Source organism: Streptomyces sp. NPDC052721 (genome assembly GCF_040678315.1).
In the GTDB taxonomy this organism is placed as follows: domain Bacteria; phylum Actinomycetota; class Actinomycetes; order Streptomycetales; family Streptomycetaceae; genus Streptomyces.
In genome coordinates this window covers 46,727-72,118 of record NZ_JBFATL010000015.1, presented here as the reverse complement: position 1 = coordinate 72,118, position 25,392 = coordinate 46,727, and the positions used below count along the sequence as shown (strand labels likewise).

Sequence of the window (25,392 nt, the reverse complement as noted above, 5' to 3'; positions counted from 1 at the left end):
GGCGAGTGGGGGGCTGCACAGCAATGGTTGGACTCGGCCCGGGACCCGGAATTCAGTTCCGTCCCTGGCTCGTAACATAATCTTGGCCGGATGCTCTGCCAAGAGTTGCGTCGAAAGTGTCGGTCACGATTGGACATGCACGGGCGGTCAGGCCCAGGACACCGCAGCACGGCCAGGTGTCATCGGCCGGTCCAGGAAGGGCTGCGTTTCTCAGTGAACGCCCGAGTGCCCTCGGCCGCGTCCCGGCTCTCGAACACCGCACGCATCTCGGCGTCGTTGCGCTCCCACGCCGCAGGTTCCCAGACCGAGGTGAGGGCAGCACTGTGGTGGATGAGGCGCTTGGTAGCACGTACAGCCAGTGGGGCATTGGCGTCGATCGCACGTGCCATCTCCATAGCCACCTCCAGAGAACGGCCCACGGGCGCGACACGGTTGACCAGCCCGAAGGCCTCGGCCTGCCGGGCGGCAATGGGCTCACCGGTGAGTGCGACTTCCATGGCGATCTTCACGGGCAGCTGGTGCGGTAGCCGAAGCACGCCGCCGGCCGCGGCGAACAGTCCACGCTTGACTTCCGGCAGTCCCAGTGCGGCCGTCTCGTCGATCACAACCAGATCACAGGCCAGCGCGATCTCGGTGCCGCCGCCGAGCGCAAACCCGTTCACCGCCGCGATGAGCGGCTTGTCGATGAAGTGGCGGGCTATTCCCGCGAAACCCCACTCGGGATGGCCCGGCGCGTCGATGGAGTGTCCCGCAGCGAGTTCCCTGAGGTCGGCCCCGGCGCAAAAGGCACGGCCTGCACCCGTGATCACTCCGACGCGGATTGCAGGATTCCGGGCGATCTCCTCAAGTGCGGTACCGACCGCATGGGACAGCGCTGTGTTGACCGCGTTGAGCACACGGGGCCGATTGAGTGTGACCACGGCGATGCCTCCGAATGTCTCCAAGACGGCAGCGGGCTCGGTGGTCTCGGTTGCGCTCTGCGTTGTCATCTGTCTTTCTTCCTCCCGAATAGTGGGCTCGGCTCAGCGCGGGGCCATGCGGATGGCACCGTCCAGGCGGATCGTCTCTCCGTTGATCATCGGGTTCTCGATGATGTGGGCGACGAGAGCTGCGTACTCATCGGGCCGACCCAGCCTCCGGGGGTGCGGAACCTGCTCACCGAGGGACGTCCTGACCTCCTCGGGCAGAGCGTTGAGCAGCGGCGTCTCGAACAGTCCGGGGGCGATGGTCACGACCCGTACGAGCCGGCCTGCCAGGTCGCGAGCGATGGGCAGGGTCATCCCCACCACCCCGCCCTTCGACGCGGAGTACGCGCTCTGCCCGATCTGCCCCTCGAAGGCCGCGACGGATGCCGTGTTGACAATGACACCGCGTTCCTCGTCGGTCGGTTCCTGCGCGACCATACGCTCGGCGGCGAGCCGGATGGTGTTGAAAGTGCCGATCAGATTGACCTCGATCACCCTCCGGAAGTCTGCGAGTGGGAAGGGGCCTTCCCGGCCGACGGTCCTGAGCGGGCGGTCGATTCCCGCGCAGTTGACCACGATGCGCAACGGCCCCAATTCGGCGGCCATGTCCAATGCCGCGCCGATCTGTGTCTCATCCGTGACGTCGGCGGGCGCGAACCGCGCGTCCGGACCAAGCAACGCGGCGGTCGCGGCACCCGGTGAGGTCGGAAGGTCGACGATCACGACCCGGCCGCCTCTGGACAGCAGCCGGCGAGCGGTCGCAAGCCCCAGGCCGGAAGCTCCTCCGGTGACCAGCGCCACGCCGTTGACGATGTTCATAGTGATGTGTTCCTCAGTGCCGTCGGGTCAAAGTCGTTCGATGACGGTGGCGTTGGCGAGGCCGCCGAACTCGCACATGGTCTGCAGTCCGTACCGCCCGCCAGTAGCTTCCAGATGACCGATCAGGGTGGTCAGCAGCCGGGTACCTGAGCCGCCGAGCGGATGTCCGAGCGCGATGGCCCCGCCGTTGGGGTTGAGGCGTTCGGGATCGGCGTCGAACGCACGCTGCCAGGCGAGCGGGACCGATGCGAAAGCCTCGTTGACCTCGTAGGAATCAATGTCGTCCAGCGTCAGTTTGGAGCGCTGAAGGACCTTTCGGGTCGCGGGTATGACACCGGTGAGCATGATCAGCGGGTCGCTGCCGGTGACCGCGAAGGCGTGAAAGCGGGCACGGGGTCGCAGCCCCAGGGCAGTGGCGCGCTCTTCGCTCATGATGAGAACGGCGGACGCACCGTCCGTCAGGGGCGAGGAGTTCCCGGCGGTAATCCGCCAGTCGATCTCGGGGAAGCGCCGTGCGACGCCTTCGTCGGTAAAAGCCGGTCGCAGCTTGGCGAGCTGCGCGGCAGTGGTGGCCGGACGGATGGTCTCGTCCGTCAGGTGGCGCCCAGCCGCGCCTTGGGCGTCCATGACGTCGACCGGGACGATCTCCGCGTCGAAGTACCCGGCTCCGGCGGCCTGTGCCGCTCTGTGGTGTGAGCGCGCAGCGAAATCGTCGAGCACATCGCGGTCGATCTTGTGGCGGGCGGCGATGAGTTCGGCGCTGATTCCCTGCTGGACCAGGCCGTCGGGGTAGCGGCTGGCCAGCGGCGCGAACGGGTCGCCGTCGTGACGGCTGCTGCCCATCGGCACGCGGCTCATGGACTCGACACCGCAGGCGATCACGATGTCGTACGCGCCGGCCAGTATGCCCTGGGCGGCGAAGTGCACGGCCTGCTGGCTGGAGCCGCACTGGCGATCAACCGTGGTGGCGGGCACCGACTCGGGCAGACCTGCAGTCAACATCGCCGTGCGGGCGATGTTGTACGACTGCTCGCCGATCTGCGAGACACAGCCCGCGATGACATCGTCCACCAGTGCCGGGTCGAGGTCATTGCGGCGGACCAGCTCTGCCAGGACCCCGGCCAACAGCGTGGCTGGGTGGATACCGGACAGAGCGCCCCCTGGCTTGCCCCGTCCGGACGCGGTACGCACCGCGTCGACGATCACTGCCTGGTTCACACCCATTCTCCTGTCGGAAACTCATGGCCGACGGACGGCTCGTCCGCGTCGGTCGGATCCTCGGTGATCAGGTCTTTGATCACGGCCTCACGCACGGCGACGGGTATGGGCACTGGCCGCCGGGTGTCACGGCTGACGTAGACGTGGACAAACCGGCCGACGGCGAGGGCGGTGACGCCCGACGGCCCGGACTCGGCATCCCTCGTGCCGAAGACAGCAAGCCGGTAGGTGACGCTGCTGCGGCCCAGCCGCTCGCAGGCCAGCCCCATCACCAAGGCTTCGGGATAGGCGGCCTGCCGCAGGTAGCGGCATCCGCTTGCGGCGACCACGCCGATGGCGTCGCCGTCATGGGCTTCGGCACCTACTCGTTTGTGAAGCCAGGTGTTGACCGCGGTGTCGAAGAACTCGTAGTAGACGGCGTTGTTGACATGTCCGTAGCTGTCGTTATCGCGCCACCGAGTCGCCAAGGGCATGTGTACGGGGAAGGCATCCGGAGTGAGCGTGCCATCCGGTCCCGCAGGGCTCATCGTGTCACCTCTGGACCGGGGCCGGGGTGAATCAGCTGCCGCACGGCGCGGCCCGCAGCGAGTTCCTCGAAGGCGGTGTTGATCCGGTCAAGCGGCATAACGCCACTGACCAGCCGTTCCACGGGCAGTCTTCCCTCTCGCCACATACCGATCATCAAAGGGATGTCACGCTGCGCCACCGAGGAACCCATGTACGAGCCGGCATAGGTCTTCGCATCACCGGCGAAGGCCAGCGCGGGGAGGCTGATGCGGCTGTCGGGCGGAGGCAATCCTACGGAGACGGCCGTACCGCCCCGCCGGGTCAGCGCGAACGCCTGCTCCATGACGACCGGAACTCCGGCGGCTTCGAACACCCAGCGGCTGCCGCCCCCGGTCAACGAGCGAAGCAGGCCGTCCGCCTCGTCGGGAGCGCAGGCGTGCGTCGCCCCGAGCGCGAGGGCCAGCTCACGCTTGCCGGCTACCGGGTCAACGGCGACAACGGGCGACGCCCCGCACGAGACTGCTCCGAGCACGGCCGCCTGCCCCACTCCGCCGAGGCCCAGCACAGTGACGCTGTCGCCGGCCGACACCCCAGCCGTGTTGTGCACTGCGCCGAAGCCCGTGAGCATGGCGCAGCCAAGGACGGCGGCCACGTCGAAGGGCACGTCCTCATCAATCACGACGGCCGAAGAGCGGTCGACGACCGCGTACTCGGCGAAGCCCGACACCCCGAGGTGGTGCCTGATGCGGGCGCCGGAGGCGTCGCACAGCCGGCCGCCGCCGCGCAGCAGATCACCGGCGGCGTTGGCGGCTCCGCCTGCCGAGCACAGCGCTGGGCGGCCCTCCTCGCAGTAGCCGCAGGTGCCACAACTGGGAACGAATGCCAGGACGACATGGTCGCCCACCGCGACGTCCGAGACGCCGGGACCGATCTCGGCCACCACTCCGGCGGCCTCGTGGCCCAGGGCCATCGGCAGGGGTCGGACCCGGCTGCCGGTGATGACCGACAGGTCGGAGTGGCAGACTCCGGCGGTGCGTATGCGGACCAGCAGTTCGCCGTGCCGGGGCGGGGCGAGCGTGAGCGTTTCGAGATTGAGGGGACGGCTGGCGTTGTACGGCCGACCCGCTCCGGTCGCCCTCAGCACGGCGGCTTGGGTCTTCATACCGTCCTCCCGGCGTTCCCGGCGTTGCGCCGCTCGCGCGTCCGGCGGATCGCCTCGGCATGCTCGTCACTGCTCTGAAGCACCGCGACGGAGTGGGCGGACAAGCTCAGTCCGGTGGAGAAGGACGTCTCCGCGCAGTCGTTGACCAGCCGTTTCATTGCGGTCAGGGCGTTGGGGGGCATCTCGTGGAGCCTGCGGGCCAGCGCCAGGGTCCGCTCGCGCAGTTCGGCGTCGGGCACGGCGAGCGTGACCAGCCCGATGTCTTCGGCCTCCTCGGCGTTTACCGCCCGTGCGGTCAGCAGCAGATCCAGAGCACGCCCGCGGCCGATGATGCGGGGAAGCAGCCAGGCACCGCCGTCTCCGGCAGACAGGCCGACCCTGACATACGCCTCGCGCAGGACGGCGGATCGGGCGGCGACTCTGAGGTCGCAGGCGAGTGCGATGTCCAAGCCGGCGCCGACAGCCGGGCCATTGATCATGGCAATGGTGGGTTTTGGGCAGCTGATAAGGGTACGGGAAACTGTGTGGATATGGTCGGTGAGGTACGTCAGATGGCTGGTCGCGTCCGACTTGTCGCCCATCCCGGAGATGTCCCCGCCCGCGCAGAACGCGTCCCCGCTTCCGGTGAGGACGATCACACGCACCTCGGGGTCCCGGCTGGCCCGGACGAGCTCAGTGGTCAACCTGTCGAGCATGTGCCGGTCGAAGGCGTTCTTTTTGCCGGGGTTGGACAGCTGAAGGACAGTGACTGGTCCCGCGCGTTCGACATCGACATCCGTGATCTCAGGCACGGCCATCTCCTTGTAGGTTGTCTGCATGATTTCTGCACGAGCTGACGGCGGGTCCCGTCGCCGCCCTGGCCGTCCGCGGCTGGACGCGGACGATCAGATCCTGTCGGCGGCGCTGGAGCTGCTCGCGGAAGTGGGTTTCCCCCGCCTGACCATCGCGGCCATCGCCGAGCGTGCCGGTGTGTCCAAACCCGCGGTCTACCGGCGCTGGTCCGACAAGGCGGAGGTCGTCGCCGCTGCCATCGCCAACAGCCACCGCAACCGGCCCGACCCGGTGGGCGACCTGCGCAGGGATCTGGTGGCGGAACTGCACGACGTACGGCAGACCTACGAACGCACGGTTCCCATGGCCATGGTGGGTACGCTGCTCGCTGAGGAGCCCCATCACCCTGAACTCATCGCGGCCTGGCGCCGCTGGGTCGTCCAGCCGCGCCGGGAACGCATCGCCGCGATCATCACCCGGGCGATGGACGCCGGTGAACTGCCGCCGGAGACGGATGCCCCGCTGCTGGCGTCGATGCTCATCGGCGCCCTCTACGGCGCTTACACACAGCAGCTTGCCCTGGATGCCGACTGGGAAGAGCGTGTGGTCACCACATTGCTCGACGGAGCGCGCCATCACACCCCCATGCCGTCGGCGGGGTCGGAGAGCGACGCCTGTGGGACGTGAACGACCCCGTCGCGCACCAGCTTTTCGACCCGCTTCGATGTGATGCCCAGATCGGTGAGGACCCGGCGGGTGTCAGCGCCCAGCGCGCGGGGCGGAGTCTTCACCGCTCCCGGCGTGCGGGCCAATTTCACCGGCACACCAAGGAGCCGGTAGTCGCCCACGTCCTGCACCATCTGGCGGTGCCAGACCTGCGGGTCCTCGACCACCTCGGGCAGTGGCCGGACCGGACTGGCGGGGATGCCGTGCGCGAGCATCGTCCCCGCGACCTCCTGCAAGTCGATATCTGCCATGAGATCCGCGATGCGAGCGCTGAGCTCCGCGCGGTTCGCCACCCGCTGGGCGTTGCTGCGGAACTGCGGCTCGTCGGCTAGCTCAGGGGCGCCGAGCCAGATACAGAGGGCGCGGAATTGACGGTCGTTGCCACCGCCTACGAAGAGCTGGTTGTCCGGTCCCCCGAAAGTCTCGTAGGGGGCGACGTTGGGGTGGGCGGTGCCGATTCGCCGGGGCTCCTCCCCATACAGGAAGTAATTGGCGGCCTGGGGGTGCAAAAGGCTCATGGCGCCGTCAAGTAGGGCGAGATCGACGAGTTGTCCCCGGCCCGACCGCTGCCGCTCCTGCAGCGCGAGCAGGACGCCCGACAGAGCCAGGAGGCCGGTGGTGAGGTCGACCACTGGTATCGGCACCTTCACGGGGCCCCGGCCGGCTTCGCCGTTCATGTGCATGATGCCGGTGAATGCCTGGAGCACCGCGTCGTAACCAGGCAAGCCGCCCATGGGACCGTCGTAGCCGAAGCCGGTGATCCGGCAGTAGACGAGACGGGGGAAGCGTTGGAGCAGGGTGTCCGGGCCTATCCCCCAGCGATCCATCGTCCCCGCCTTGAAGTTCTCGACGAGGACGTCCGCGCCCTCGGCGAGTTCCAGGAGCAGCTCTTGGCCCTCGGTACTTCCGAGGTCGATGCTGATGTGCTCCTTGTTGCGATTGAGGCCCGCGTAGTAGGCGCTGATCCGGTCGGCGCCCGAGGGCCCCCATTCCCGGGTCATGTCGCCTTCCGGCGGTTCGACCTTGATGACGCGGGCGCCGTGGTCACCGAGCATCTGGGCGCAGTACGGCCCGGCCAGCACGCGGGAGAGATCCAGCACCGTCAGGCCCCGCAGGGCCCCGCCGGCGTCAGGAGTGGCGTCGTGGTTCACAGGGCTCGTCCTCCGTCCACGACGAAGACATGACCGGTCACGAAGGATGAGGCATCGCCGTCGGCGAGGAATGCAACCGCGTGCGCGATGTCGTCCGGGGTGCCCAGCCGTCCGAGGGGGATGCCTTCCACGTACCGGCGGCGGACGTCGTCGGGGGACTCCCCGGGCAGACTGAAGCCGTTGAACATGGGGGTTTCGAGGGCGCCGGGGGCCACGCAGTTGACCCGGACCCGGTCGGGCGCGAGCTCCAGTGCGAGAGTCTGGGTCAGCGAGACCAGAGCCGCCTTCGCCGCGCAGTATGCGGACAGTCGGGCGCGGGGACGCACACCCGCCACGGAACTGATGTTGACGATGGAGCCCCGGCTACGGCGCAGGTACGGGACGGCCGCGCGGTTGATGTGTACGGGACCCATGAGGTTGACAGCCAGGGTTCGCTGCCAGAGCTCGGCGGTCGTATCGGTGAAGGGGATGCTGTGCGTGGCCGCGCCGGCACAGTTCACCACCACATCCAGTCGGCCCCATGCCTCTGCTGCCTCGCGGACGGTGTCGACGACTTCACGCTCCACGGTGACATCCGTCTTGCGCGCCAGGGCCGTGGTGTGATCGGAGGACAGCTCACCAGCAGCCTCAGCGGCGGCATCTCCCTGCACATCGAGCAACACCACCCGATAGGCCCGCTGGTGCAGTTCGCGTGCCACGGCCCGTCCCACTCCACTCGCGCCGCCCGTGATCAGGGCGACGGGGAAATCGGCAGGTGTGGGTGCGTGGTCGTTCATACGGTGCCTTTCGTAGTGTTGGAAGCCAGCGGCCGATGCTGAAGCACGGCCTTGCGGACGAGGTACGCATCAAGTCCCTCAGATCCGCTCTCCTGACCGTGCCCGGATGCCTTCACACCGCCGAACGGCGTCTCCGCCCGCGACAGCACGGTGGTGTTGACACCGACCATTCCGGCCTGGAGGTCTTCCGAGACCCGGGTGGCGATGTCGAGGGAACTGGTGAAAACGAAGGAACCGAGCCCGTATCCAGTGTCATTGGCCCGGGCGACGGCCTCGTCCGCGTCCTGGAAGGTAGTGATGGGAGCGACTGGCCCGAAGACCTCCTCGGAGAAGACCCGGTGTTTCTCCTCGACGTCGGCGAGAACGGTCGGGGCGTAAAAGAATCCGGCACCAGCCGGACGCGTTCCACCCGCCAGGACCCGCGCACCCTGCGCCACTGCCTCGTCGACCATCTCTTGCACCGCGTCTCTGCGGCGTGCGTTGGCCAGCGGCCCCATCTCCACGTCCGCCGACAGCCCGTGCCCGACCCGGAGTTCAGCTGCGATCGCGGCGAACGCCTCGGCGAAGGCATCGGCCTGCGACTCGTGGACGAAGAAGCGGCTCGGGACGTTGCACACCTGCCCGGCGTTGCGGAACTTCGCCTTGGCGCACGCTTCTGCGACCGCTCCCGCGTCCACGTCGGGGAAGACCAGCACCGGGGCGTTGCCACCCAGCTCCATGGTGGTGACGATGTCGGCGTCCGCCGCCAGATGTGCCAGCGTGCGTCCCACCGCGAGGGAGCCCGTGAGCGACAGTTTCCGGATCACCGGGCCGGCCAGGAGACGCGCGGCGATGGCGGCCGGATCGCCGAGGACAAGGTTGGCCACCCCAGCAGGCAGTCCGGCGTCGTGCAACGCGCGGAAGAGCTCTACGGCAGTTCCCGGTGTCTCCTCCGACGGCTTGAGGATGATGGGGCAGCCCGCCGCGAGAGCCCCGCCGAGCTTGCGGACCGACGAGGTCGCGGGAAAGTTCCACGGGGTGAAGGCCGCCACAGGACCAATGGGTTCGGGAATGACACTGAGCCTGCTCCCGTACTCGCCTGGAATGACGCGGCCGTAGGCCCGGCGCCCCTCCTCCGCGTACCAGTCCAGGATGTCGGCGGAGACCAGGATCTCAGCGCGCGCCTCATGCAGTGGCTTGCCCTCTTCCAGCACGAGGATCCGGGAGACATGCTCATGCCGTTCCCGCAGCAGCGCGGCGGCCCTGCGCAGGACGGCACTGCGCTCCGCTGGAGGCGTGCGACGCCAGAGCCGGGCCGTGTCACGCACGGCGCCCAGCGCGGTGTCGAGCTGAGCGGTGCTCACATGGCGCAGCTGGGCGAGGCTCGATTCGTCGGCAGGGTTGAGGACGGCTGTGCAGCCCTCCCCCCGTCCCTCTTGCCATTCACCCGCAATGTACTGGCGGATGGCCGGGTACGGCAGCTTCATCGCGCTGTCCTTTCCTCTGGGGCCGCAAGGCGCGCCGGTGCGGGGGCCGTCGTACCCAAAGGCGTCGCAGGCAGCCCTGGTTGCGGCCCCTGGCGTGCGGCGACGTGCCGGGCGCTCTCCTCATCCAGGTATCGGGGCAGCGGCAGGTCGTAGGCCTGCCGGAGGTTGGCCAGTGCCCCGGCCAGCGCTGTGGGGCGCCATGCGCAGAGTTCGCGGACCAGAGCTTCCACAGTCGCGCCGACTTCGCTCTCGGGGCATCTGATGGTGGCGAACCCGCGCTCCTGCGCCTCACGGGCGCTGATCTTCCGCGGTCGCAGCATCCAGTCGGCCGCGACACTGGGCCCGAGCAGCCTGGTGAGCCACCATGCGACGCCGAAGTCTCCGGACAATCCGGCGGCGAGATAGGCAGTGTTGACCACTGCGGAGTCGCTGAGGACACGCAGGGAGCAGGCTGCGGCCCATCCGACGGCCAGGCCGGCGCAGGCGCCGTTCACCGCGGCGACCGTAACCTGCGGCAGCGCGGCGAGCACTTCTACCGTGGCGGCCTGGCGCCGCAGCAGCGCGGCCTGCTCATCGGCGGGCCCAGTACGTGGCGGGCGCTTCAGGTCACCCCCCGCGCAGAATGCCCGGCCGGCACCGGTGAGAACGACGACGCGGACATCGTCGCGCAGGCGCAGGGTGTCCAAGTGGGACGCAAAGGTTTCGATCATTGCATCGTCGACGGCGTTGAGACGTCCCGGGCGGTTCAAGCGGATCTGCGCAACGTCTCCCTTCACCGCGAGCTGTACAGGCTCGTCCTCGTCCGGCGCGGGTGTCGGCAACACGGAGACCTCCCTCTGGGCCCATAGGCACCGTTGTGGCTTGCCCCGATTTATATTTCGTGCTAGACACGTAATGTAATCCCGGGTCGAGCCGCCCGCAAGACCGGGCGCCCACCCATTCGAAAGCAGTCATCACCACACAGTGCTGGTGTTCACCTGGAGGCCGTCAATGAAGGTGTGGTTCATCACGGGAGCGTCCCGTGGCTTTGGACTGGAGATCGCACGACAGGCCCTTGAGCGGGGAGACTCCGTCGTAGCCACCGCTCGCGACCCCCGGGCCGTGGAGAAGGCACTCCCAGGCGGCGGTGACCGCCTGCTGGCTCTCCCTCTCGAGGTCACCGACGAGCAGCAGGCACTACAGGCGGCCGATGCCGCCATCGACCGGTTCGGCCGGGTCGACATCCTGGTCAACAACGCCGGCCGGGGTCTCCTCGGGGCAGTCGAGGAGGCCTCCGACGATGAGGTCCGGGCCGTGTTCGACACCAACGTCTTCGGTCTGCTGTCCGTCACACGGGCCATCCTTCCGGTCATGCGTCGGCGCCGTTCCGGTCGAGTCCTGAACATCAGCTCCGTGGGCGGCTTCACCGCGGGCGCAGGCTGGGGTGTCTACGGAGGCACGAAGTTCGCGGTCGAGGGCCTGAGCGAGGCGATGCGGGCGGAACTCGCCCCACTGGGCATCGCGGTCACCGTCGTGGAGCCGGGCGTCTTCCGCACCGACTTCCTCGACAGCAGCTCACTGCACCGGACCGGGCGTACGATCGACGACTACGCCACTACGGCGGGTGGCACCAGGACCTGGGCCGAACAGAACAACCACGCCCAGCCCGGTGACCCGGTCAAGGCGGCTGCTGCGATCATCACGGTGGCCGACAGCTCCGAGCCACCCACGCGCATCCAGCTCGGCGCTGACTGCGTCGCACGAGTCGAGGCGAAGCTGGAAGTCGTAGCGAGTGAACTGGCGCAATGGCGTGAGCTCGCACTGTCCACCGCCCACTCCTGATGTGTGCACGACGCCGCACAGGCGGCAGCTGTCTGCACAGGGGCCGGATCTGTACGCTCAGGCCCGGTTCGACACACCAATCGAGATCGGCCGTCAACGCGCGTTGTGTCTCCCGCCCCTACGCCAAGACCCCGTTTGTGGCGCCGGGTCTCCCACAGTGGACTGAACGATTCATCGCGCCAGCCCCGGCGCGCACCATCCTGCACACGGGACGGCACCGCGGCGCCACGCGCCGCGAAGCAATGACCGTCGAGCAGGGGGGCAAGAGCCCTCATCCGCACTTACCTCCGACTCGCCCCGAGGAGAGCCCGATGCAGGGCAGCGCACATCAGCGTCCGCGCTTGGCCTTCATCCACGGTCTCGGCCTCGACGCCACCATGTGGCATCGCGTCGCACGGCTCCTTCCCGGACGGCTCGATGTGAGCTTCCAACCCCTGCTGGGCCACGCTCCAGGGCCGCTGGCACCCTCTGACCTGACCCTGCGGGACATGGCGGACTTCACCGCCTCGTGCCTGCGCACTCGCACCCATCTCGTGGGCTTCTCCTTGGGCGGCCTCGTGGCCGCCCTTGTCGCGCACACTTACCCCGACCTGGTGCGATCGCTGACCCTCGTGAGCACCGTTGGACGCCGTACGCAGAAGGAGAGAGCCATCGTCCGCGAGCGTCTCGCCCTGATGGAAAGCGACTTCGACGCAGGGGTCAATGACATGCTCGCCCGCTGGTTCCCGCCGCACTGGCTCAAGCGGGACCGGGATCTCGCGCACGAGCTCACAGTCACCATCCGCGGGCATGAACGTGAATCTCTCCTCGCATGCTTCCGGCTATTCACGAAAGCAGATCTCGAGGTATGGCCCCGCCTTCCGGGAATCGCCGCACCGACCCGGGTGATCACCGGCAGCGACGATCTGGGATCGACTCCGTCCATGGCCGCCGATCTCGCAGCCGCCCTGCCGGCTGCCACGCACCACATTGTGGACAACGCTGCCCACTTGCTCCCACTGGAACAACCGGAGCCTCTCGCAGCGCTGCTCCTCGATCACGTGGATGAGGTGGAAGCCAAGCACGGCCATGCGCACCACTGATCCCCGGCCGACCTCGCGGCCTGCCGGGACACTGCGCCTCCGAGCCGGACCGAGTGGACATACACGACGAAGCACCCCACAGCAATTACGTAACACACCGGATACAGATAGATAGTCGGAGGCCAATCTGATGAGCGACAAGCTCCCCACCAGGCCGCTGGGCACCGCCCGGGTCGGCGCTGTGGGGCTCGGCTGCATGGGCATGAGCCATGCCTATGGGGAACGGAACGACGACACGTCGCGTGCCACTCTGCTGCGCGCCCTCGACATAGGCGTCACCTTGTTCGACACGGCCGACATCTATGGGCAGGGAGCCAACGAACAACTCATCGGGCAGACGCTGCGGGGACGCAGAGACGAGGCCTGCCTGGCGACCAAGTTCGGGATCGTCTGGCGTGACGGCGCCATGAGTGCCCGGGGGGACATCTCCTACGTGAGGGAGAGTTGCGAGAACTCCCTGCGTCGGCTGGGCGTCGACCACATCGACCTCTACTACCAGCATCGTGTCGACCCCGACGTGCCCGTTGAGGAAACCTGGGGTGCCATGGCGGAGCTCGTCACGCAGGGCAAGGTCCGATTCCTGGGCATCTCGGAGGCCTCCGCCTCGACCATCCGACGCGCCCATGCCGTCCATCCCGTGACGGCGCTCCAGAGCGAGTGGTCACTGTGGACGAGGGACATCGAGGATGAGGTACTCCCTACGTGCCGAGAACTCGGCATTGCGGTCGTACCGTTCTCCCCGCTCGGCCGCGGCTTTCTGACAGGAGGCATCAATTCGGCGGCGGAAATCGGTCCGCACGACATCCGCAGCAAGATGCCCCGTTTCACCGACGCGAATATCAAGCGCAACAAGGCCATGGTCGACGCACTGACCCGGCTCTCCGACCAAGCGGGCGTGACGCCTGGGCAACTGGCGCTGGCCTGGCTCCTTCACCAGGGACCCGACATCATTCCGATCCCTGGCACCAAGCGCGTCACCTACCTGGAACAGAACGCCGCAGCCGGTTCCCTGCGTCTCTCCCCCTCTGACCTCGCCGCCATCGAGGCTGCGGTCCCCCGCGACGCCGTCTCAGGGGAGCGCTACGGCAGTAGTCACGCCGGCGCCGTCGGCAAGTGACGCAGGGCGAAGAGGATCCGGTCCAGGACAATCCTCCGCCTCCTAACCGCGCGCCGCAGCGGCGCGCCGACAGTCAGGACTACACAGGACATGATTGAAGCATCGTCCCCGTCATCGCCCTATTCCTTCGGTGACCAGTTGATCGGCTCATGGCGCACCGGGCGTGCCTCGACTACCACGACGGTGACCGACCCCTACACAGGCAAGGCTCTGCTCGACATAGCGGATGCCGATAGCGAGGATGTCGCGGAGGCGTTCACCACATCACGTGCCGCTCAGCTGGAGTGGGGGGCAGCGCCCCCCGGCGAGCGGGCTGACGTCCTGCGCCGGGCCGTTGACATCATCGAGCGACGCAGGGAAGAGATCATCACCTGGCTGATCCAGGAGTCCGGCAGTACTCGGATGAAAGCAACGGCAGAGTGGAATGCCGTCCGGGCGATCACCCTCCACGCATCCACACTTCCGCACCTGGCGGAGGGCCGCATCCTCCCCTCAGACGTCCCTGGCAAGGAGAACCGGAACTACCGCAAACCAGTAGGCGTCGTCTCCGTCATCAGTCCCTGGAACTGGCCCGCACACCTGACCAGTCGTACCGTCGTGCCGGCCCTCGCCCTCGGCAACTCCGTCGTCATCAAACCCTCGCTGGAGACACCAGTCACCGGCGGTTTCCTTTTCGGCCGGATCTTCGACGAGGCAGGCCTGCCGCAGGGCGTCCTGAATGTGGTGAGCGGCCCCGCCTCCGCGATCGGGGACGCCTTCGTGCTGAACCCTCTGTCGCCTGTACTCTCGTTCACCGGCTCGACTCCGGTGGGACGGCGCATCGCGTCCCAAGTGGCCCTCGGACCGCGACTGAAGCGTGTCGCGCTCGAACTCGGAGGCAACAACCCACTGGTCGTCCTCGACGACGCCGACCTGGAACTCGCCACCAAGGCGGCAGTCTTCGGCAGGTTCTTCCACCAGGGCGAGATCTGTATCAGCGCCAACCGCATCATCGTCCAGGACGCCGTCTACAACCGGTTCGTCGAGCTCTACGTCGACCGAGTACGAGATCTCAAATTCGGTGACCCGAACGAGGCGGACACAGTGGTGGGGCCCCTCATCAGCAGGCGTCAACTGGATGGCGTCCTCGACCTGCTCACGCGCAGCCGGGCACAGGGAGCCACAACGCTTCTCGGCGGCAGTCCGGAGGGACTCGTGCTTCCGCCCCACATCCTGACCGACGTGACCAACGACATGGCTGTGGCGTCCAACGAGATCTTCGGTCCCGTGGCGCCCATCCTCCGGGCGACCGACGAAGACGATGCTCTGCGTCTCGCCAATGACACGGAGTACGGCCTGTCGAGCGCCGTCTTCAGCGGAGACGGCGAGCGTGCCCTGGCCTTCGCTCACCGCGTCGAGGCAGGCATGACTCATATCAACGACTCACCTGTGGTCGACATGCCCAACGCACCCTTCGGCGGTGAGAAGAATTCCGGGCTCGGCCGCTACGGAACTCACGCTCTGCTGGATGAACTCACCCGACAGCACTGGATATCGGTCCAGCACACGGCGCGCACGTATCCATTCTAGTTGGTGGGGGCACCATCGGCTGGCTGATGAAGCGTGGGCAGTGCTGAGCCGTCACGTTCTCCCCGCGAGCGGGTCGTCCATGCGGGATCGGTGCCAGCGCAACGGGCCGGAAGGACGGCGACGCTGCGTTCTGATCAACGGCGGCTTCTGAGCGCGGACGCCTCCTGCCACGTTACCGCCGTCGCCGACTGCTCGTTCTGCGCCGTCGGCGACGTCAGCCACCGCACCATGCTGACACCACCGCCCCCGCCTCACTCCGGCTGACCGCGCGAGGCGGGGGCGGGCAGAGCATGAGGGAATGTGGCGGACTCGCCACGTCGACCCGAGGCCAGGAAGGCCGACGCCGGTACCGGGGAGAGCGCAGGAGGAAGGGGACAGCACAGAGGGAAGAGGAGGACCAACCGCAGGGCGCGCCCGCCGCGGCCGTCCGTGCCGCAGCTGGCCCCGCACCGATGTCACAGGACCGCTGTCTGCCACCATCGTCATGCGCGCGAAGTGCCGCCCACACAGCTTCGGCACGCCGGATCCGCATTCCCAACGCCCAACGGGGCCGGGGCGGGGCGTGCCGGCAGCCCTCGGCGAGCCGGTGCGGGTCGCCGAGCAGGCGCACCACCGCCCCGGCGGCGGACGCGTCGGCGAGGACCCGATCGAGCAGGAGGGTGCCGGCCATACCCGCCTCGTCGATGAGGACGACGTCGCCGGGCGTAGCTGGAAATCCTTGCCGACCGTCTTTCCGTCGGTGGCGCGGGCGCGCTGGTGCAGCCGGCAGTACAGGGTATGGGCGCGCCGCTGGAGGTCGCTGCCGAGGACTTTCGCCGCCCGGGAGGACGGTGCGAGCGGGATCAGCCGTCCGCCGGCGGCGTCGACGGCGCGGGCCACCAACTTCATCGCCGTGGTCTTTCCGGCGCCCGCAGGGTCCCAGTCCTGCCGGCAGGAGTTGCTCGGACAGGACGAAGGAGGAGGCGGGCGCGCGCTGGCCGGCGTCCATCGGGGCGCGGTTGAGGGCGGCGACGCGGGCGAAGGTGCCCCGGCCGACGGGTGGGATGACGCTGGTGCGGGCGGCGGCCAGGAGCCGGTTCTCGGCGGCGAGCAGGGAGTGCGTGGTGTAGGTGGCTGAGCCGTTGGGCCGGTAGAGGCTGGTGCCGTCCGCGCGCACCGGGTCGGGGTGTGGGGGGTGATCTCGGGCCGGGTGATGTCCAGGCAGTCGCCGTGGGCGAGGACTAAATCGGTGATCTGCTCGGCCACTGCGGCTCGGCGGTGGCCCCCGCCAGGGTCCGCATCAGGTAGCGGCGCGCCTCGGCCGGCACGTGGCGGCGGCGGAACGTGGTGCGGCGCTCGGCGACCGCGGCCAGGACTTCCTCGGCCGCTGCCGTGATGTCGAGGCCGGCGACGGCGCCGTGTTCGCGTGCGGCGGCCTGTGCGGTGGCGAGCAGGTTGTCGACGGTCCTACGGTCGGTAGCCACGATCGCCCGGCGCCGCCAGTGGGCGAGCAGGTCGGTCGCCTCATGTGCGGCGTGCGCGGCGGTGGGTGCTGGCACCGCCGGGGGCACGGGCCAGCACCGCGCAGGCAGCCGGGATCGCCCGACTTCCTGACCGCGTGTCACCGCCAGGGGGTCAGGCTGTGCCGACGGCACCGGCCGCTCCCTACGGAGTGATGTCATCACGCTGGCAGATGCTCGGCCTGCTGCGCGTCGGTGATCACTGCGTATTGTGCAGAGCGGAGGTCGGTTTTCTCGTGGTGGACGTTAGACCTCGACTATGTGTCCGAACGTGGCCTTGCGTGACAGGCGCAGTTCTTCGACGTCGAGGGTCATTCACAGTGATCATGTCTGCTCCGGGAATGCGTGGGATGCGCGGGCCGGCGCAGATGGCGGCCCGCGGCGCCTGCTCCCGACAAGTCTTGGCGGGTGGGCTGTCCGGGATGAAGGCCGCGCTTTTCCTGGGTGCGGCAGGACCAGGCTTTGATCTGCCGGCGGCCGCTCTCGGCGGTGCAAGGCGAAACCGGCCGCCAGGTCACGACTTGAGTTCGTTGACTGCGAGGTCGGGGATGACCTCGGCCGCCTGGGCCTGCTTGGGGGCGGTGGCCATGGCGCGCAGCGCCTCGAAGGCCGCGGCGGTCTGACTGGCCGGTTCGGCCTGGTAGACGACCAGTTGCTGATGCGGGGCGCCGTTCACGGTGAATGCCGCGAACTTGATGTGGAGGTCGCCCACTTGAGGATGCTTCAGGTGCTTGCCTTCCTGGGACTTGCTCTTGACCTCGTGCATCCCCCAGATGTCGGCGAACTCCTCGCTGAGCACGGACAGTTCCTTGACCACCTCGGCGATCCGCTCGGAGCCGGGGTCGTAGCCGTAGGCGGCGCGGAGCTCGGCGACGCACGAGTGTGCGGCCCGTTCCCATTCCTGGTAGAACTCCCGGCCGGCCGGATCGACGAACACCATGTAGGCGAGGTTGTCGAACTCGCCGAAGCCATCGTGCAGCGCGGTGGCCAGGCTGTTGCCCGCCAGTACGTCCATGGCGGGGCCGAGGACGAAGGCGGGGGTGTGTTCCCAGCCGTCCATCAACTCCAGCAGCTGCTTGCTCACTTCCCCTTGGACACCCCAGCTACGCGGACGCTGCGAGGCGGCCAGACAGAGTCGATTGAGGTGGTCAGTGGCCTCCTCGTTCAGTTTCAGCGCGTGCGCCACGGCCTCGACGACCTGCGGCGACGGACTGCACTCGCGTCCCTGCTCGAGCCTGATGTAGTAGTCGGAGCTGACTCCGGCCAGCAGCGCGACTTCTTCCCTGCGCAGCCCCCGTACTCGACGGCGCCCGTGCTCGGGAAGACCGACATCGTGCGGTTTCAGGTCCTCTCGGCGGGCTCTGAGAAAATCACCCAACGGCGTCCCATTGCTCATGCCAGTAAGACTAGACGGTTTCCGGCCTTTTATAGGTGTCTCCCATGTAATATAGCATTTGGTGCTCTGTCCCTTACGGAAGGCGATCACCGGTCTTGATTTTTGAGATTTTCCCCGCGCTCTGCTTCCACTGCTCGGCGTGAGGGCCGTCTGGGGGCCGCAGGAGCCGTTGCGGCATACGGCGGAACCACACGTCGGCCGCATGCTGCTGCCGCCCATCCGGTGGGGGGACCTTCGGTCCTGGGTGTAATGCACCCACCGTCCGCTGATCCTTCTGAGGACTTTTCGCCCTAGCCTCGAAGGCATGCACAAGGACACGCACCCTGACACAGTCGAAGGGCTGGGTCAGTTCCTCCGCGCCCGCCGGGAACGCCTCAGCCCCACGGACGCGGGCCTGCCCGGCACCGGCCGACGACGGGTGCCCGGCTTGCGGCGCGACGAGGTGGCCGCTCTCGCAGGCGTCAGTCCGAGCTACTACATGCGGCTCGAACAGGGCCGCGAACTCGCCCCCTCGCGGCGCGTCCTGGACGCCGTGGCGCGGGTGCTGCGGTTGGACGACGAGGACGTCCTCCAGCTGTACCGGCTGGCGCAGCCCGCGACCCGGCGGACGAAGCCTCCCGTCCGTGTCGAGCGCGTTCAGCCGCACCTACGGCAGCTGATCGAAAGTTGGAACAGGACGCCAGCATTCATCATCGGCCACGCCCAGGACATCCTGGCGACCAATCCCCTTGCCGACGCCCTCTACTCCGACTTCGCGCAACAGGACAACGTCCTGCGGATGCTGTTTCTTGATCCGGCAGCCGGAGCCTTCTACCGCAGCCCTGAAAGGGCCAAGCACCGAGCCGTCGCAGATCTGCAGCAGACTGCCGCGAGCACGCCTGACGATCCCCGCATCCTCGAACTCGTCGGGGAACTTTCCGTACGCAACAGCGAGTTCCGCACTCTATGGGCGCGGGAATACACACGGGTGCCCCCGTACGAGGTCAAGCAGATACACCACTCCGCGGTCGGAGACCTTGAGCTGCGGCACGAGGCCCTCACCATCCGCAGCGCCCCCGGCCAGCAGCTAATCATTCTGCAGGCCGAGCCGCAGTCCCCCTCGGCGGACGCCTTGGCGCTGCTGGGATCCATCACCGCGTCGACCGTGCCGCAGCAGCAAGAACCGGCTTCGGACAACTGACGTGCTCCGGCTGCCCCGGGGGAGGCGACCTGTGATCCGCCAGCGTGCGTGTCGAGCCATGCTGCCAGCAGGTCGCAGTGGCATCGACGGCCGCGGTCGCGGCAGACAAGAGCTGCAAGATGCCCCCCTCCCCCGCCGTCCACCGGTGCGGGAAGGGGCATCTACAGGTTCCGTCACAGCTGTGCGGCGCCCTGGGCCCCCGCGCAGCCGGCCAGGAAATCGGTTGGGCCCGTCCGCACGGAGAAGCGAAACGACCTGCGTCGCTCGCTGCAGGCGGCTCGGCGGTGCCGCCGCCAGGCGGCGGCACCTTCTGGACAGGCTGGGGACCTCGACGCGCTGTGGCAACCAAGGGCTCCACTCCGCCGGGAGATACCCATTCCAGAGCCCGTCTATTGTCCGGATCCGTCTCGGGCGCTCGATCGAATGGCGCCGAGAATTTTGTCGAATATCTGTCCCAGGGATTCGGATTCGGCGGGCGCGAGAGGGTCGAAGAAAAGCCTCTTCACCGTTTCCGCGTGCCCTGGCGCAGCCGCCTTTATGACAGACCTGCCTTGCTCGGTCAGGCGCACCATCGAGCCTCGCGCATCGTCGGCGCAAGCCTCTCGCACCACCAGCCCGCGCTTCTCCATGCGCCTGATCTGGTGGGACAGGCGACTGCGCTCCCACCCGACCTCGTTGCCGAGGTCCCGGGCGCGCAGTACTCCACCGCTTGACTCCGACAGTGGCGCGAGCAGCGCATAGTCCGCCGCCGAAAGACCCGAATCCTGCTGAAGCTGCTGGTCCTGGGCCCGTTGCAACTCACGGCGCAACAGCCGGTACTTCGCCCAGACCTCAGCCTCGTCGGGAGTGAGCCATCGCGGTTCGGACACGTCACCCATCCTACCGGATTGTTGACACGTCACCGAACAAGCGGTCGACTCTTCCTAGGAATGGAACACCCAGGAAGAGCGCGGCCTTCATACGGCCTTGGCCCAGGGGCACACTCGAATCCGTAAGCAAGAAATCCCCGGCGACGGGGAAGCAACGAGAAAGGTTTTCTCTCATGGCTACGTGGTTCGTGACCGGCGCCTCTCGCGGAATCGGCGCGGAAATCGCCCGCTCCGCTCTGGCGGCAGGAAACAATGTGGTCGTCGCCGTGCGCAACCCGGAGCGAATTCCGGACGATCTGAAGAAGGCCGACAACGTCTTCCCGGTCGGTCTAGACGTCACGGACAACGACGGCATCCCGCAGGCCGTCGAGGCGGCTGTCGCCAAGTTCGGCGGAATCGACGTCCTGGTGAACAACGCCGGCCGCGGGCTGCTGGGCGCGCTGGAGGAGATCACTGACGCCGAGGCCCGCTCCCTGTTCGACCTGAACGTCTTCGGCCTCATCAACGTCACCCGCGCCGTCCTGCCGGTCATGCGCAAGCAGGGCTCGGGCAAGCTGGTGCACATCGGTTCCCGCTCCGGCTTCGAAGGCGAACCCGGCGTCAGCCTCTACTCGGCCTCCAAGTTCGCCGTCGCCGGCATCAGCGAGGCCCTGTCGGTCGAGATGGCACCCTTCGGCATCCAGTCGATGGTGGTCGAACCCGGCGTGTTCCGCACCGACTTCCTCGACTCCAGCTCCCTGTCCGTCGCCGCCAACCGCATCCCGGACTACGACGGCACTCCCGCCCACGTGACCCTGGACTGGATCGACCAGGCCAACCACGCCCAGCTCGGCGACCCGGTCAAGGGCGCCGCTCTGATCGTCGAGGTCACCTCGACCGAGAAGCTCCCCACCCACCTCTACCTCGGCCGCGACACGCTCGAGCGCCTGGAGGTCAAGATCCAGCAGATCCGCGACGACCTGGAGCCCTGGCGCCAGAAGTCCGCCGCCACCGCCCACGACGACGTCTGATCTGTCTGAGGCCGGCTACCTCCCTCTCGAAGACGGCAGCGGCCACCACAGCAGCCCGGCCGGTCGGCGGGCATCCCCCTCGGATCCGGCCGGCCGGGCCCCCACCCTCTCGAATCCCACGATGCTTTCGCACCGAAGAGGTCTTCGTAATGTCTGCTCTGCTTACCGGAACCCCCCTGGCCGGTCGTGTCGCCGTCGTCTCCGGAGCCTCCAGCGGCATGGGCGCCGTCACCGCCGAACGCCTGGCTGAGCTCGGCGCCACCGTGGTGGTCCTCGCCCGGCGCAAGGAGCGCCTGGACGGCGTCGTGAAGAACATCGAGGCCGGCGGCGGCACCGCCCTCGCCATCGCCGTCGACGTCACCGACCGCGACGCCGTCCAGGCGGCTGCGGCTCAGGTCGCCGACCGGTTCGGCACGGCCGACCTGGTGTTCAACAACGCCGGCGTCCAGCTCATCTCGGGCATCGAGGAACTCAAGGTCGACGACTGGCAGCGCCAGATCGACCTCAACATCACCGGCCTGATGAACGTCATCGCCGCCTTCCTCCCCCACCTCACCGAGGCAGCCACCCGAGGCAAGCCAGCGGACCTGATCAACACCTCCTCCATCGCCGCAACCCGCATCCTGGAAAAGTTCTCGATCTACTCAGGCACCAAGGCCTACATCAGCCACCTCACCCGACTGCTCCGCGTCGAACTGGGCCGAAAGATGGTCCGCGTCGCCACCATCGAGCCCGGCATGGTCGACACCGAACTCCCCGACCACGTCACCGACCCCGACGCCTCCAAGCTCATGGCCGACCTCATCCACGACATCGACGTCCTCCAGGGCGCCGACATCGCCGAGACCATCGCCTTCATGGCCGCCCTCCCCCGCCACGTCAACCTCACCGAGATCACCATCCTCCCCACCGCCCAGGCCATCTGAGCCGCCCCGACGTGTGTCCAGCGGTGGTCCACACGCCTGCGTATCCGGGATCGACTCGCGGGCGATGAGCGGCGACCTCGCCGGACGGTTGAGGCTGTGTTGCCTGCTCCGGCCGGGTGTTGTCATGTCCAACTCCGCATGAGGTCTATAGGTGTGGGTGTGCCCGGTGCCGGAGCGATTTTCTGGCGGATTCCGCTCGCGTGCGCCGTCTGGGGTGCCGTTGGGGTGGCCAGGTGGCGTGCCGAACTCGGCACGCCACCTGGCCCGGGTGCTTGCCTCAGTGGGTGGTCTGGCCGCCGTCGACGACGAAGACGCCTCCGGTGGTGAAGGAAGCGGCCGGGGAGGCGAGGTGCAGCACCATGCCCACGATCTCTTCCGGGTCGGCTGCGCGTCCCATCCGGGGGCCGGCCATGACGATGTCCCGCTTGACGGGGTCGTCGAGCCAGGGCTGGGTCATGGCGGTGTGGGTGAGGCCGGAAGCGAGGGCGTTGACGATAATGGATCGTGCCGCCTTGATACGCCATCGTCTTCACCATGAGGTTGTGGCTGCACGAGGGCCATGGATGGCACGTCGTGGCTGTGCGTGGAGCCCTTCTGGGCTGCGGTCCGCCTCTGCGCCGCCGTCCTCGCTGGAGGTTGCCCTTTTCCGTGCAGGGGCTGCTGGCCCCAGCGGCGCGCCACAAGCGCTGCTGTCGGTGCTGGCCGCCCTGTCCCCGACGGAGATGGCTTGCGCCTGGCCTGCTGCTGACTCCTCGCCGCTGCCGGCACCGCCCGATCGCGCCCGGCAGATGGACGGGCTCACCGCATCAGCGAGGCAGGCGCTGCTGGTGGCCGCGGCGCAGCCCTACGATGCGGCGTTGCGCAACTGGCCGCTGCCGGAGCTGGTGAGTCGCGGTGCACACCCGCTTCCTGCGGAGTAGGGCGTCGGCAGACGTGGGTCGGCCGTCGCCGGGTGCTGCCGAGAGTGGTGTCTTTCTGCCGGCGGCGCGAGCTCTGCCAAGTCGGGCTGCCGCCGCGTGTAGACCCGTGGAAAGCCGCCTCGTGGGGGTCGGCAACTTCGACAGCAGGCTGCCAGGATGCGGCTGGCCCGCGCCTTGGCGAAGTTCACCTGTCCGCGTTCAGCGGTGCCCCGCACAGCCACCGCAGTACACGGGTGATCAACGCGGTGCTTGAGCGATTCCTGGGTGCGGCACACCCAGGAAATCGGCGGCCTGGTTGGCAAGTCGGCAGCGATGGAATCTGGAATCCTCACCGGCCCGCGGATGGCGGCCACCCCCGCCTCATGAGAATTGGACGCGCTCATGTACCTCAACGACACCACTCGTCAGTCGCTGCTCGCGCAGCTGCGTAAGAACGCCGATGTCCCCGGTCGCCGGGTCCTGCTGACCGGTGCCACGGTGGTTTCCATGGACCCCGCCGTCGGTGTCCTGGACAAGGGTGACGTGCTCATCGAGGGCGACGTGATCGCCGCCGTCGGGCCGGATCTGAGAGCACAGGGATCCATCGCCGACGCGGTCGTCATCGACGCGGCCGGCTGCATCATCACCCCAGGTTTCGTCGACACCCACCGGCACGCCTGGGAGGCGCAGTTGCGGCGGATCATGCCCGACGTCGACGACTTGGCCGGATACGTCACCAGCACGCTGCTGGGCATCGCGCCGGTGTACCGGCCCGCCGACATGTACATCGGCACCAAGCTGGCGGCGTTGACGGCGCTGGACAGCGGCATCACTACAATGCTGGACTTCTCCCACAACTCCCGTACCGCCGAGCACTCCGACGCGGCGGTGCAGGGTCTGCTGGACACCGGCATCCGCGGGGTCCACGCCGCCATGGCCCCGCACTTCGGGGACTGGGACAAGCAGTGGCCGGCCGATGTGGCTCGTCTGCAGGAGCAGTACCGCAGCAAGCTGCTGACCTTCCGGCTGGCCAGCCTGGCCACCGACGAGATCGCCGGGCCGGCCCTGGCGTACGGACCCGACCTCGCCCGCAGTGCGCGGGAGCTGGGGGTCGGGGTGAGCGTGGACGCTGTCTTCGGCACGGCTTCCTCGCAGGCCATCCTGGCCTGGGAGCAGGCAGGACTGCTGGGGCCCGACGTCACGCTCATCCACTCCACCGGTCTGACCGGTGAGGCGTGGAAGGCGATCGGCGCTACCGGCACGACGATCGCTCTGGCACCCACGTCCGATGCGCAGATCGGCTTGGAGAGTGCCGTACCGGCCGTGGACGAGGCCCTCGCGGTCGGCGTACGCCCCGGCCTGAGTATCGACGTGGAGGTGGCTCTGGCCAGCGACATGTTCACGCAGATGCGGGCCCTGCACGCCATCCAGCGCATGCGGGCGGTCAACGCCGTCTACGGCACCGGCCAGGAGCCGTCGCGGATCGGCGTGCAGGACGTGCTGGACTTCGCCACCCTCCAGGGTGCCCGCACCAATGGGCTGGCTGACGTGACGGGCTCGATCACTGTGGGCAAGCAGGCCGATCTGCTGGTCATCCGTGCCGAGGACATCAACAACATGCCGCTGAACAACGCGGTGGGCACCGTGGTCCTCGGCTCGGACACGCGCAACATCGACTCGGTGTTCGTCGCCGGACAGGTCCGCAAGTGGAACGGCCAGCTGCTCGACATCAACGTCGAGGCGCTGCGCGGCGAGATCGCCGCCTCCCGCGACTACATCATGGCCCAGGCCTCCTGACCCCTGTACCTGATCAGTGCCCGTTCTGACCACTTCGTCGGCGAGAACGGGCACTGCCGTGTTCGGCCCGCGGGGTGCCGAAGGTGGGCGCTGCCCCGCCGACGCACCGTTCGGGCGGCCCAGGTGGCAGTGGAGTTGCGGCCGTCGAAGGGCACGGGATCGGTTAACACGAGCATGGCGCACGGCTGGCCCACTGGGGTGCTGCCGCCCTGACGCACCAACTCCTCGGCGCCTGCCCGACCACACCGGGGTACGCGACATGGGAGGTGCGCCCGCATCCCGGTTCCGTCTCCTGCACGGGGCCAGCCGCCCACCCTGCACGGTGCGGTGCGCGTGCTGTGGCACAACGCGCCCTGGCGGTTGGAGATGACCGTCCATGCGCCGCAGCGACCAATGCTGTGATCGCTCTTCCGCACGCCCCGAAGGATTCCCAGGTACGCGCCGACGGGCGGCTGGTGGGGAAAGGGCGGGCCGGCGGGCGGAACGTGAAGGTCGTCGAACGGGCGTGTGGCTCTGGTCGGCCTTGACGCGGGCCACCGCATCTCCGTCACCCACGGCTGGGGCCCGGGCGGGGTCGGTGGCAAGCTCGCTCGGCACCGGCCCAAGGGCCCGAACCGCACCTGGCGCGTGGTACACCCGCCTGCCGCGCGTCGATGCGCGGTCCGC

At 68.1% G+C, this 25,392-nt stretch carries 24 protein-coding genes and 1 pseudogene; 9 read left to right on the top strand and 16 right to left on the bottom strand.

The features are described from left to right. Nucleotides 1-179: 179 nt before the first annotated feature. The 6 genes from AB0L21_RS17025 to AB0L21_RS17000 are packed head-to-tail and all read right to left on the bottom strand — an operon-like array spanning nucleotide 180 to nucleotide 5,462. Nucleotides 180-989, bottom strand: a complete 810-nt coding sequence (locus AB0L21_RS17025; protein ID WP_365784750.1) for a crotonase/enoyl-CoA hydratase family protein — start codon at nucleotides 987-989, stop codon at nucleotides 180-182. Nucleotides 990-1,022: 33 nt separating this feature from the next. Next, nucleotides 1,023-1,784, bottom strand: coding sequence for a 3-hydroxyacyl-CoA dehydrogenase (locus AB0L21_RS17020; RefSeq protein WP_365784748.1), 762 nt, complete (start codon nucleotides 1,782-1,784; stop codon nucleotides 1,023-1,025). 27 nt (nucleotides 1,785-1,811) lie between these two features. Further along, complete coding sequence (locus AB0L21_RS17015) at nucleotides 1,812-3,002, bottom strand: thiolase family protein (protein WP_365784746.1); 1,191 nt, start codon at nucleotides 3,000-3,002, stop codon at nucleotides 1,812-1,814. Next, a complete protein-coding gene (locus tag AB0L21_RS17010) occupies nucleotides 2,999-3,529 on the bottom strand; it encodes a thioesterase family protein (protein WP_365784744.1) in 531 nt (176 codons plus the stop codon). The genes AB0L21_RS17015 and AB0L21_RS17010 overlap by 4 nt, the downstream gene beginning before the upstream one ends. Next, a complete protein-coding gene (locus tag AB0L21_RS17005; protein ID WP_365784742.1) occupies nucleotides 3,526-4,671 on the bottom strand; it encodes an alcohol dehydrogenase catalytic domain-containing protein in 1,146 nt (381 codons plus the stop codon). The genes AB0L21_RS17010 and AB0L21_RS17005 overlap by 4 nt, the downstream gene beginning before the upstream one ends. Then, nucleotides 4,668-5,462 carry an enoyl-CoA hydratase/isomerase family protein gene (locus AB0L21_RS17000; RefSeq protein ID WP_365784740.1) on the bottom strand — a complete coding sequence of 265 codons (795 nt, stop codon included), beginning with the start codon at nucleotides 5,460-5,462 and terminating at the stop codon, nucleotides 4,668-4,670. Before AB0L21_RS17000 ends, AB0L21_RS17005 begins: the two co-directional genes overlap by 4 nt. A 25-nt stretch (nucleotides 5,463-5,487) precedes the next feature. On the opposite strand from AB0L21_RS17000, the gene AB0L21_RS16995 reads away from it, so the two are divergent. Beyond that, nucleotides 5,488-6,129, top strand: a complete 642-nt coding sequence (locus AB0L21_RS16995; RefSeq protein ID WP_365784738.1) for a TetR/AcrR family transcriptional regulator — start codon at nucleotides 5,488-5,490, stop codon at nucleotides 6,127-6,129. Here AB0L21_RS16995 and AB0L21_RS16990 read toward each other — a convergent pair. The 4 genes from AB0L21_RS16990 to AB0L21_RS16975 are packed head-to-tail and all read right to left on the bottom strand — an operon-like array spanning nucleotide 6,078 to nucleotide 10,385. Beyond that, nucleotides 6,078-7,319 (bottom strand): CoA transferase, encoded by a 1,242-nt coding sequence (locus tag AB0L21_RS16990; protein ID WP_365784737.1) that lies wholly within the window; start codon nucleotides 7,317-7,319, stop codon nucleotides 6,078-6,080. The genes AB0L21_RS16995 and AB0L21_RS16990 overlap by 52 nt on opposite strands. Then, nucleotides 7,316-8,095: an SDR family NAD(P)-dependent oxidoreductase gene (locus AB0L21_RS16985; protein WP_365784735.1), complete on the bottom strand. Its 780-nt coding sequence runs from the start codon at nucleotides 8,093-8,095 to the stop codon at nucleotides 7,316-7,318. Before AB0L21_RS16985 ends, AB0L21_RS16990 begins: the two co-directional genes overlap by 4 nt. Continuing rightward, nucleotides 8,092-9,561, bottom strand: a complete 1,470-nt coding sequence (locus AB0L21_RS16980) for an NAD-dependent succinate-semialdehyde dehydrogenase (RefSeq protein ID WP_365784733.1) — start codon at nucleotides 9,559-9,561, stop codon at nucleotides 8,092-8,094. The genes AB0L21_RS16985 and AB0L21_RS16980 overlap by 4 nt, the downstream gene beginning before the upstream one ends. Continuing rightward, the gene (locus AB0L21_RS16975) at nucleotides 9,558-10,385 is read right to left on the bottom strand and encodes an enoyl-CoA hydratase/isomerase family protein (RefSeq protein WP_365784731.1); all 828 of its coding nucleotides are present in this window, start codon (nucleotides 10,383-10,385) and stop codon (nucleotides 9,558-9,560) included. Before AB0L21_RS16975 ends, AB0L21_RS16980 begins: the two co-directional genes overlap by 4 nt. A 166-nt stretch (nucleotides 10,386-10,551) precedes the next feature. Here AB0L21_RS16975 and AB0L21_RS16970 point away from each other — a divergent pair, with 166 nt between their 5' ends. The 4 genes from AB0L21_RS16970 (at nucleotide 10,552) to AB0L21_RS16955 (ending at nucleotide 15,150) form a co-directional block, all read left to right on the top strand. After that, complete coding sequence (locus AB0L21_RS16970) at nucleotides 10,552-11,382, top strand: oxidoreductase (protein ID WP_365784729.1); 831 nt, start codon at nucleotides 10,552-10,554, stop codon at nucleotides 11,380-11,382. Nucleotides 11,383-11,693: 311 nt separating this feature from the next. Next, nucleotides 11,694-12,464, top strand: coding sequence for an alpha/beta hydrolase (locus tag AB0L21_RS16965; RefSeq protein WP_365784727.1), 771 nt, complete (start codon nucleotides 11,694-11,696; stop codon nucleotides 12,462-12,464). 130 nt (nucleotides 12,465-12,594) lie between these two features. Further along, nucleotides 12,595-13,581 carry an aldo/keto reductase gene (locus AB0L21_RS16960; RefSeq protein WP_365784725.1) on the top strand — a complete coding sequence of 329 codons (987 nt, stop codon included), beginning with the start codon at nucleotides 12,595-12,597 and terminating at the stop codon, nucleotides 13,579-13,581. 90 nt (nucleotides 13,582-13,671) lie between these two features. After that, nucleotides 13,672-15,150, top strand: a complete 1,479-nt coding sequence (locus AB0L21_RS16955; protein ID WP_365784723.1) for an aldehyde dehydrogenase family protein — start codon at nucleotides 13,672-13,674, stop codon at nucleotides 15,148-15,150. Nucleotides 15,151-15,364: 214 nt separating this feature from the next. Here the strand turns inward: AB0L21_RS16955 and AB0L21_RS16950 are convergent, their stop codons facing one another. The 4 genes and pseudogenes from AB0L21_RS16950 to AB0L21_RS16935 form a co-directional block, all read right to left on the bottom strand. Then, on the bottom strand, nucleotides 15,365-15,820 hold the full coding sequence (locus AB0L21_RS16950) for a hypothetical protein (protein WP_365784721.1): 456 nt from the start codon (nucleotides 15,818-15,820) through the stop codon (nucleotides 15,365-15,367). 125 nt (nucleotides 15,821-15,945) lie between these two features. Continuing rightward, nucleotides 15,946-16,038: pseudogene (locus AB0L21_RS16945) on the bottom strand (hypothetical protein); the annotation flags it as partial. A gap of 332 nt (nucleotides 16,039-16,370) precedes the next feature. Continuing rightward, nucleotides 16,371-16,688 (bottom strand): hypothetical protein, encoded by a 318-nt coding sequence (locus AB0L21_RS16940; protein ID WP_365784719.1) that lies wholly within the window; start codon nucleotides 16,686-16,688, stop codon nucleotides 16,371-16,373. Nucleotides 16,689-17,163: 475 nt separating this feature from the next. Further along, on the bottom strand, nucleotides 17,164-18,045 hold the full coding sequence (locus AB0L21_RS16935; RefSeq protein WP_365784717.1) for a helix-turn-helix transcriptional regulator: 882 nt from the start codon (nucleotides 18,043-18,045) through the stop codon (nucleotides 17,164-17,166). A gap of 304 nt (nucleotides 18,046-18,349) precedes the next feature. On the opposite strand from AB0L21_RS16935, the gene AB0L21_RS16930 reads away from it, so the two are divergent. Continuing rightward, nucleotides 18,350-19,225 carry a helix-turn-helix transcriptional regulator gene (locus tag AB0L21_RS16930; protein ID WP_365784715.1) on the top strand — a complete coding sequence of 292 codons (876 nt, stop codon included), beginning with the start codon at nucleotides 18,350-18,352 and terminating at the stop codon, nucleotides 19,223-19,225. A gap of 389 nt (nucleotides 19,226-19,614) precedes the next feature. On the opposite strand, the gene AB0L21_RS16925 is transcribed toward AB0L21_RS16930, so the two are convergent. Further along, nucleotides 19,615-20,094 carry a MarR family transcriptional regulator gene (locus AB0L21_RS16925; RefSeq protein WP_365784713.1) on the bottom strand — a complete coding sequence of 160 codons (480 nt, stop codon included), beginning with the start codon at nucleotides 20,092-20,094 and terminating at the stop codon, nucleotides 19,615-19,617. A gap of 173 nt (nucleotides 20,095-20,267) precedes the next feature. On the opposite strand from AB0L21_RS16925, the gene AB0L21_RS16920 reads away from it, so the two are divergent. Beyond that, the gene (locus AB0L21_RS16920) at nucleotides 20,268-21,104 is read left to right on the top strand and encodes an SDR family NAD(P)-dependent oxidoreductase (protein ID WP_365784711.1); all 837 of its coding nucleotides are present in this window, start codon (nucleotides 20,268-20,270) and stop codon (nucleotides 21,102-21,104) included. A 149-nt stretch (nucleotides 21,105-21,253) separates the two neighbouring features. After that, nucleotides 21,254-22,030 carry an SDR family oxidoreductase gene (locus AB0L21_RS16915; RefSeq protein ID WP_365705105.1) on the top strand — a complete coding sequence of 259 codons (777 nt, stop codon included), beginning with the start codon at nucleotides 21,254-21,256 and terminating at the stop codon, nucleotides 22,028-22,030. A 277-nt stretch (nucleotides 22,031-22,307) separates the two neighbouring features. Here AB0L21_RS16915 and AB0L21_RS16910 read toward each other — a convergent pair whose 3' ends face one another. Next, nucleotides 22,308-22,526 carry an SDR family oxidoreductase gene (locus AB0L21_RS16910; RefSeq protein WP_365784852.1) on the bottom strand — a complete coding sequence of 73 codons (219 nt, stop codon included), beginning with the start codon at nucleotides 22,524-22,526 and terminating at the stop codon, nucleotides 22,308-22,310. Nucleotides 22,527-23,331: 805 nt separating this feature from the next. On the opposite strand from AB0L21_RS16910, the gene AB0L21_RS16905 reads away from it, so the two are divergent. Further along, nucleotides 23,332-24,726, top strand: coding sequence for an amidohydrolase family protein (locus tag AB0L21_RS16905; RefSeq protein WP_365784709.1), 1,395 nt, complete (start codon nucleotides 23,332-23,334; stop codon nucleotides 24,724-24,726). The last annotated feature ends 666 nt before the right edge of the window (nucleotides 24,727-25,392 follow it).

Coding starts and splice junctions, on each gene's coding strand:
- AB0L21_RS17020 (WP_365784748.1), bottom strand. CDS start 1,784: ATGAACATCGTCAACGGCGTGGCGCTGGTCACCGGAGGAGCTTCCGGC.
- AB0L21_RS16995 (WP_365784738.1), top strand. CDS start 5,488: ATGATTTCTGCACGAGCTGACGGCGGGTCCCGTCGCCGCCCTGGCCGT.
- AB0L21_RS16960 (WP_365784725.1), top strand. CDS start 12,595: ATGAGCGACAAGCTCCCCACCAGGCCGCTGGGCACCGCCCGGGTCGGC.
- AB0L21_RS16905 (WP_365784709.1), top strand. CDS start 23,332: ATGTACCTCAACGACACCACTCGTCAGTCGCTGCTCGCGCAGCTGCGT.
- AB0L21_RS16935 (WP_365784717.1), bottom strand. CDS start 18,045: ATGAGCAATGGGACGCCGTTGGGTGATTTTCTCAGAGCCCGCCGAGAG.
- AB0L21_RS17010 (WP_365784744.1), bottom strand. CDS start 3,529: ATGAGCCCTGCGGGACCGGATGGCACGCTCACTCCGGATGCCTTCCCC.
- AB0L21_RS16985 (WP_365784735.1), bottom strand. CDS start 8,095: ATGAACGACCACGCACCCACACCTGCCGATTTCCCCGTCGCCCTGATC.
- AB0L21_RS16915 (WP_365705105.1), top strand. CDS start 21,254: ATGTCTGCTCTGCTTACCGGAACCCCCCTGGCCGGTCGTGTCGCCGTC.
- AB0L21_RS16980 (WP_365784733.1), bottom strand. CDS start 9,561: ATGAAGCTGCCGTACCCGGCCATCCGCCAGTACATTGCGGGTGAATGG.
- AB0L21_RS16930 (WP_365784715.1), top strand. CDS start 18,350: ATGCACAAGGACACGCACCCTGACACAGTCGAAGGGCTGGGTCAGTTC.
- AB0L21_RS16950 (WP_365784721.1), bottom strand. CDS start 15,820: ATGGCCGGCACCCTCCTGCTCGATCGGGTCCTCGCCGACGCGTCCGCC.
- AB0L21_RS16970 (WP_365784729.1), top strand. CDS start 10,552: ATGAAGGTGTGGTTCATCACGGGAGCGTCCCGTGGCTTTGGACTGGAG.
- AB0L21_RS16965 (WP_365784727.1), top strand. CDS start 11,694: ATGCAGGGCAGCGCACATCAGCGTCCGCGCTTGGCCTTCATCCACGGT.
- AB0L21_RS16955 (WP_365784723.1), top strand. CDS start 13,672: ATGATTGAAGCATCGTCCCCGTCATCGCCCTATTCCTTCGGTGACCAG.
- AB0L21_RS17005 (WP_365784742.1), bottom strand. CDS start 4,671: ATGAAGACCCAAGCCGCCGTGCTGAGGGCGACCGGAGCGGGTCGGCCG.
- AB0L21_RS16920 (WP_365784711.1), top strand. CDS start 20,268: ATGGCTACGTGGTTCGTGACCGGCGCCTCTCGCGGAATCGGCGCGGAA.
- AB0L21_RS17025 (WP_365784750.1), bottom strand. CDS start 989: ATGACAACGCAGAGCGCAACCGAGACCACCGAGCCCGCTGCCGTCTTG.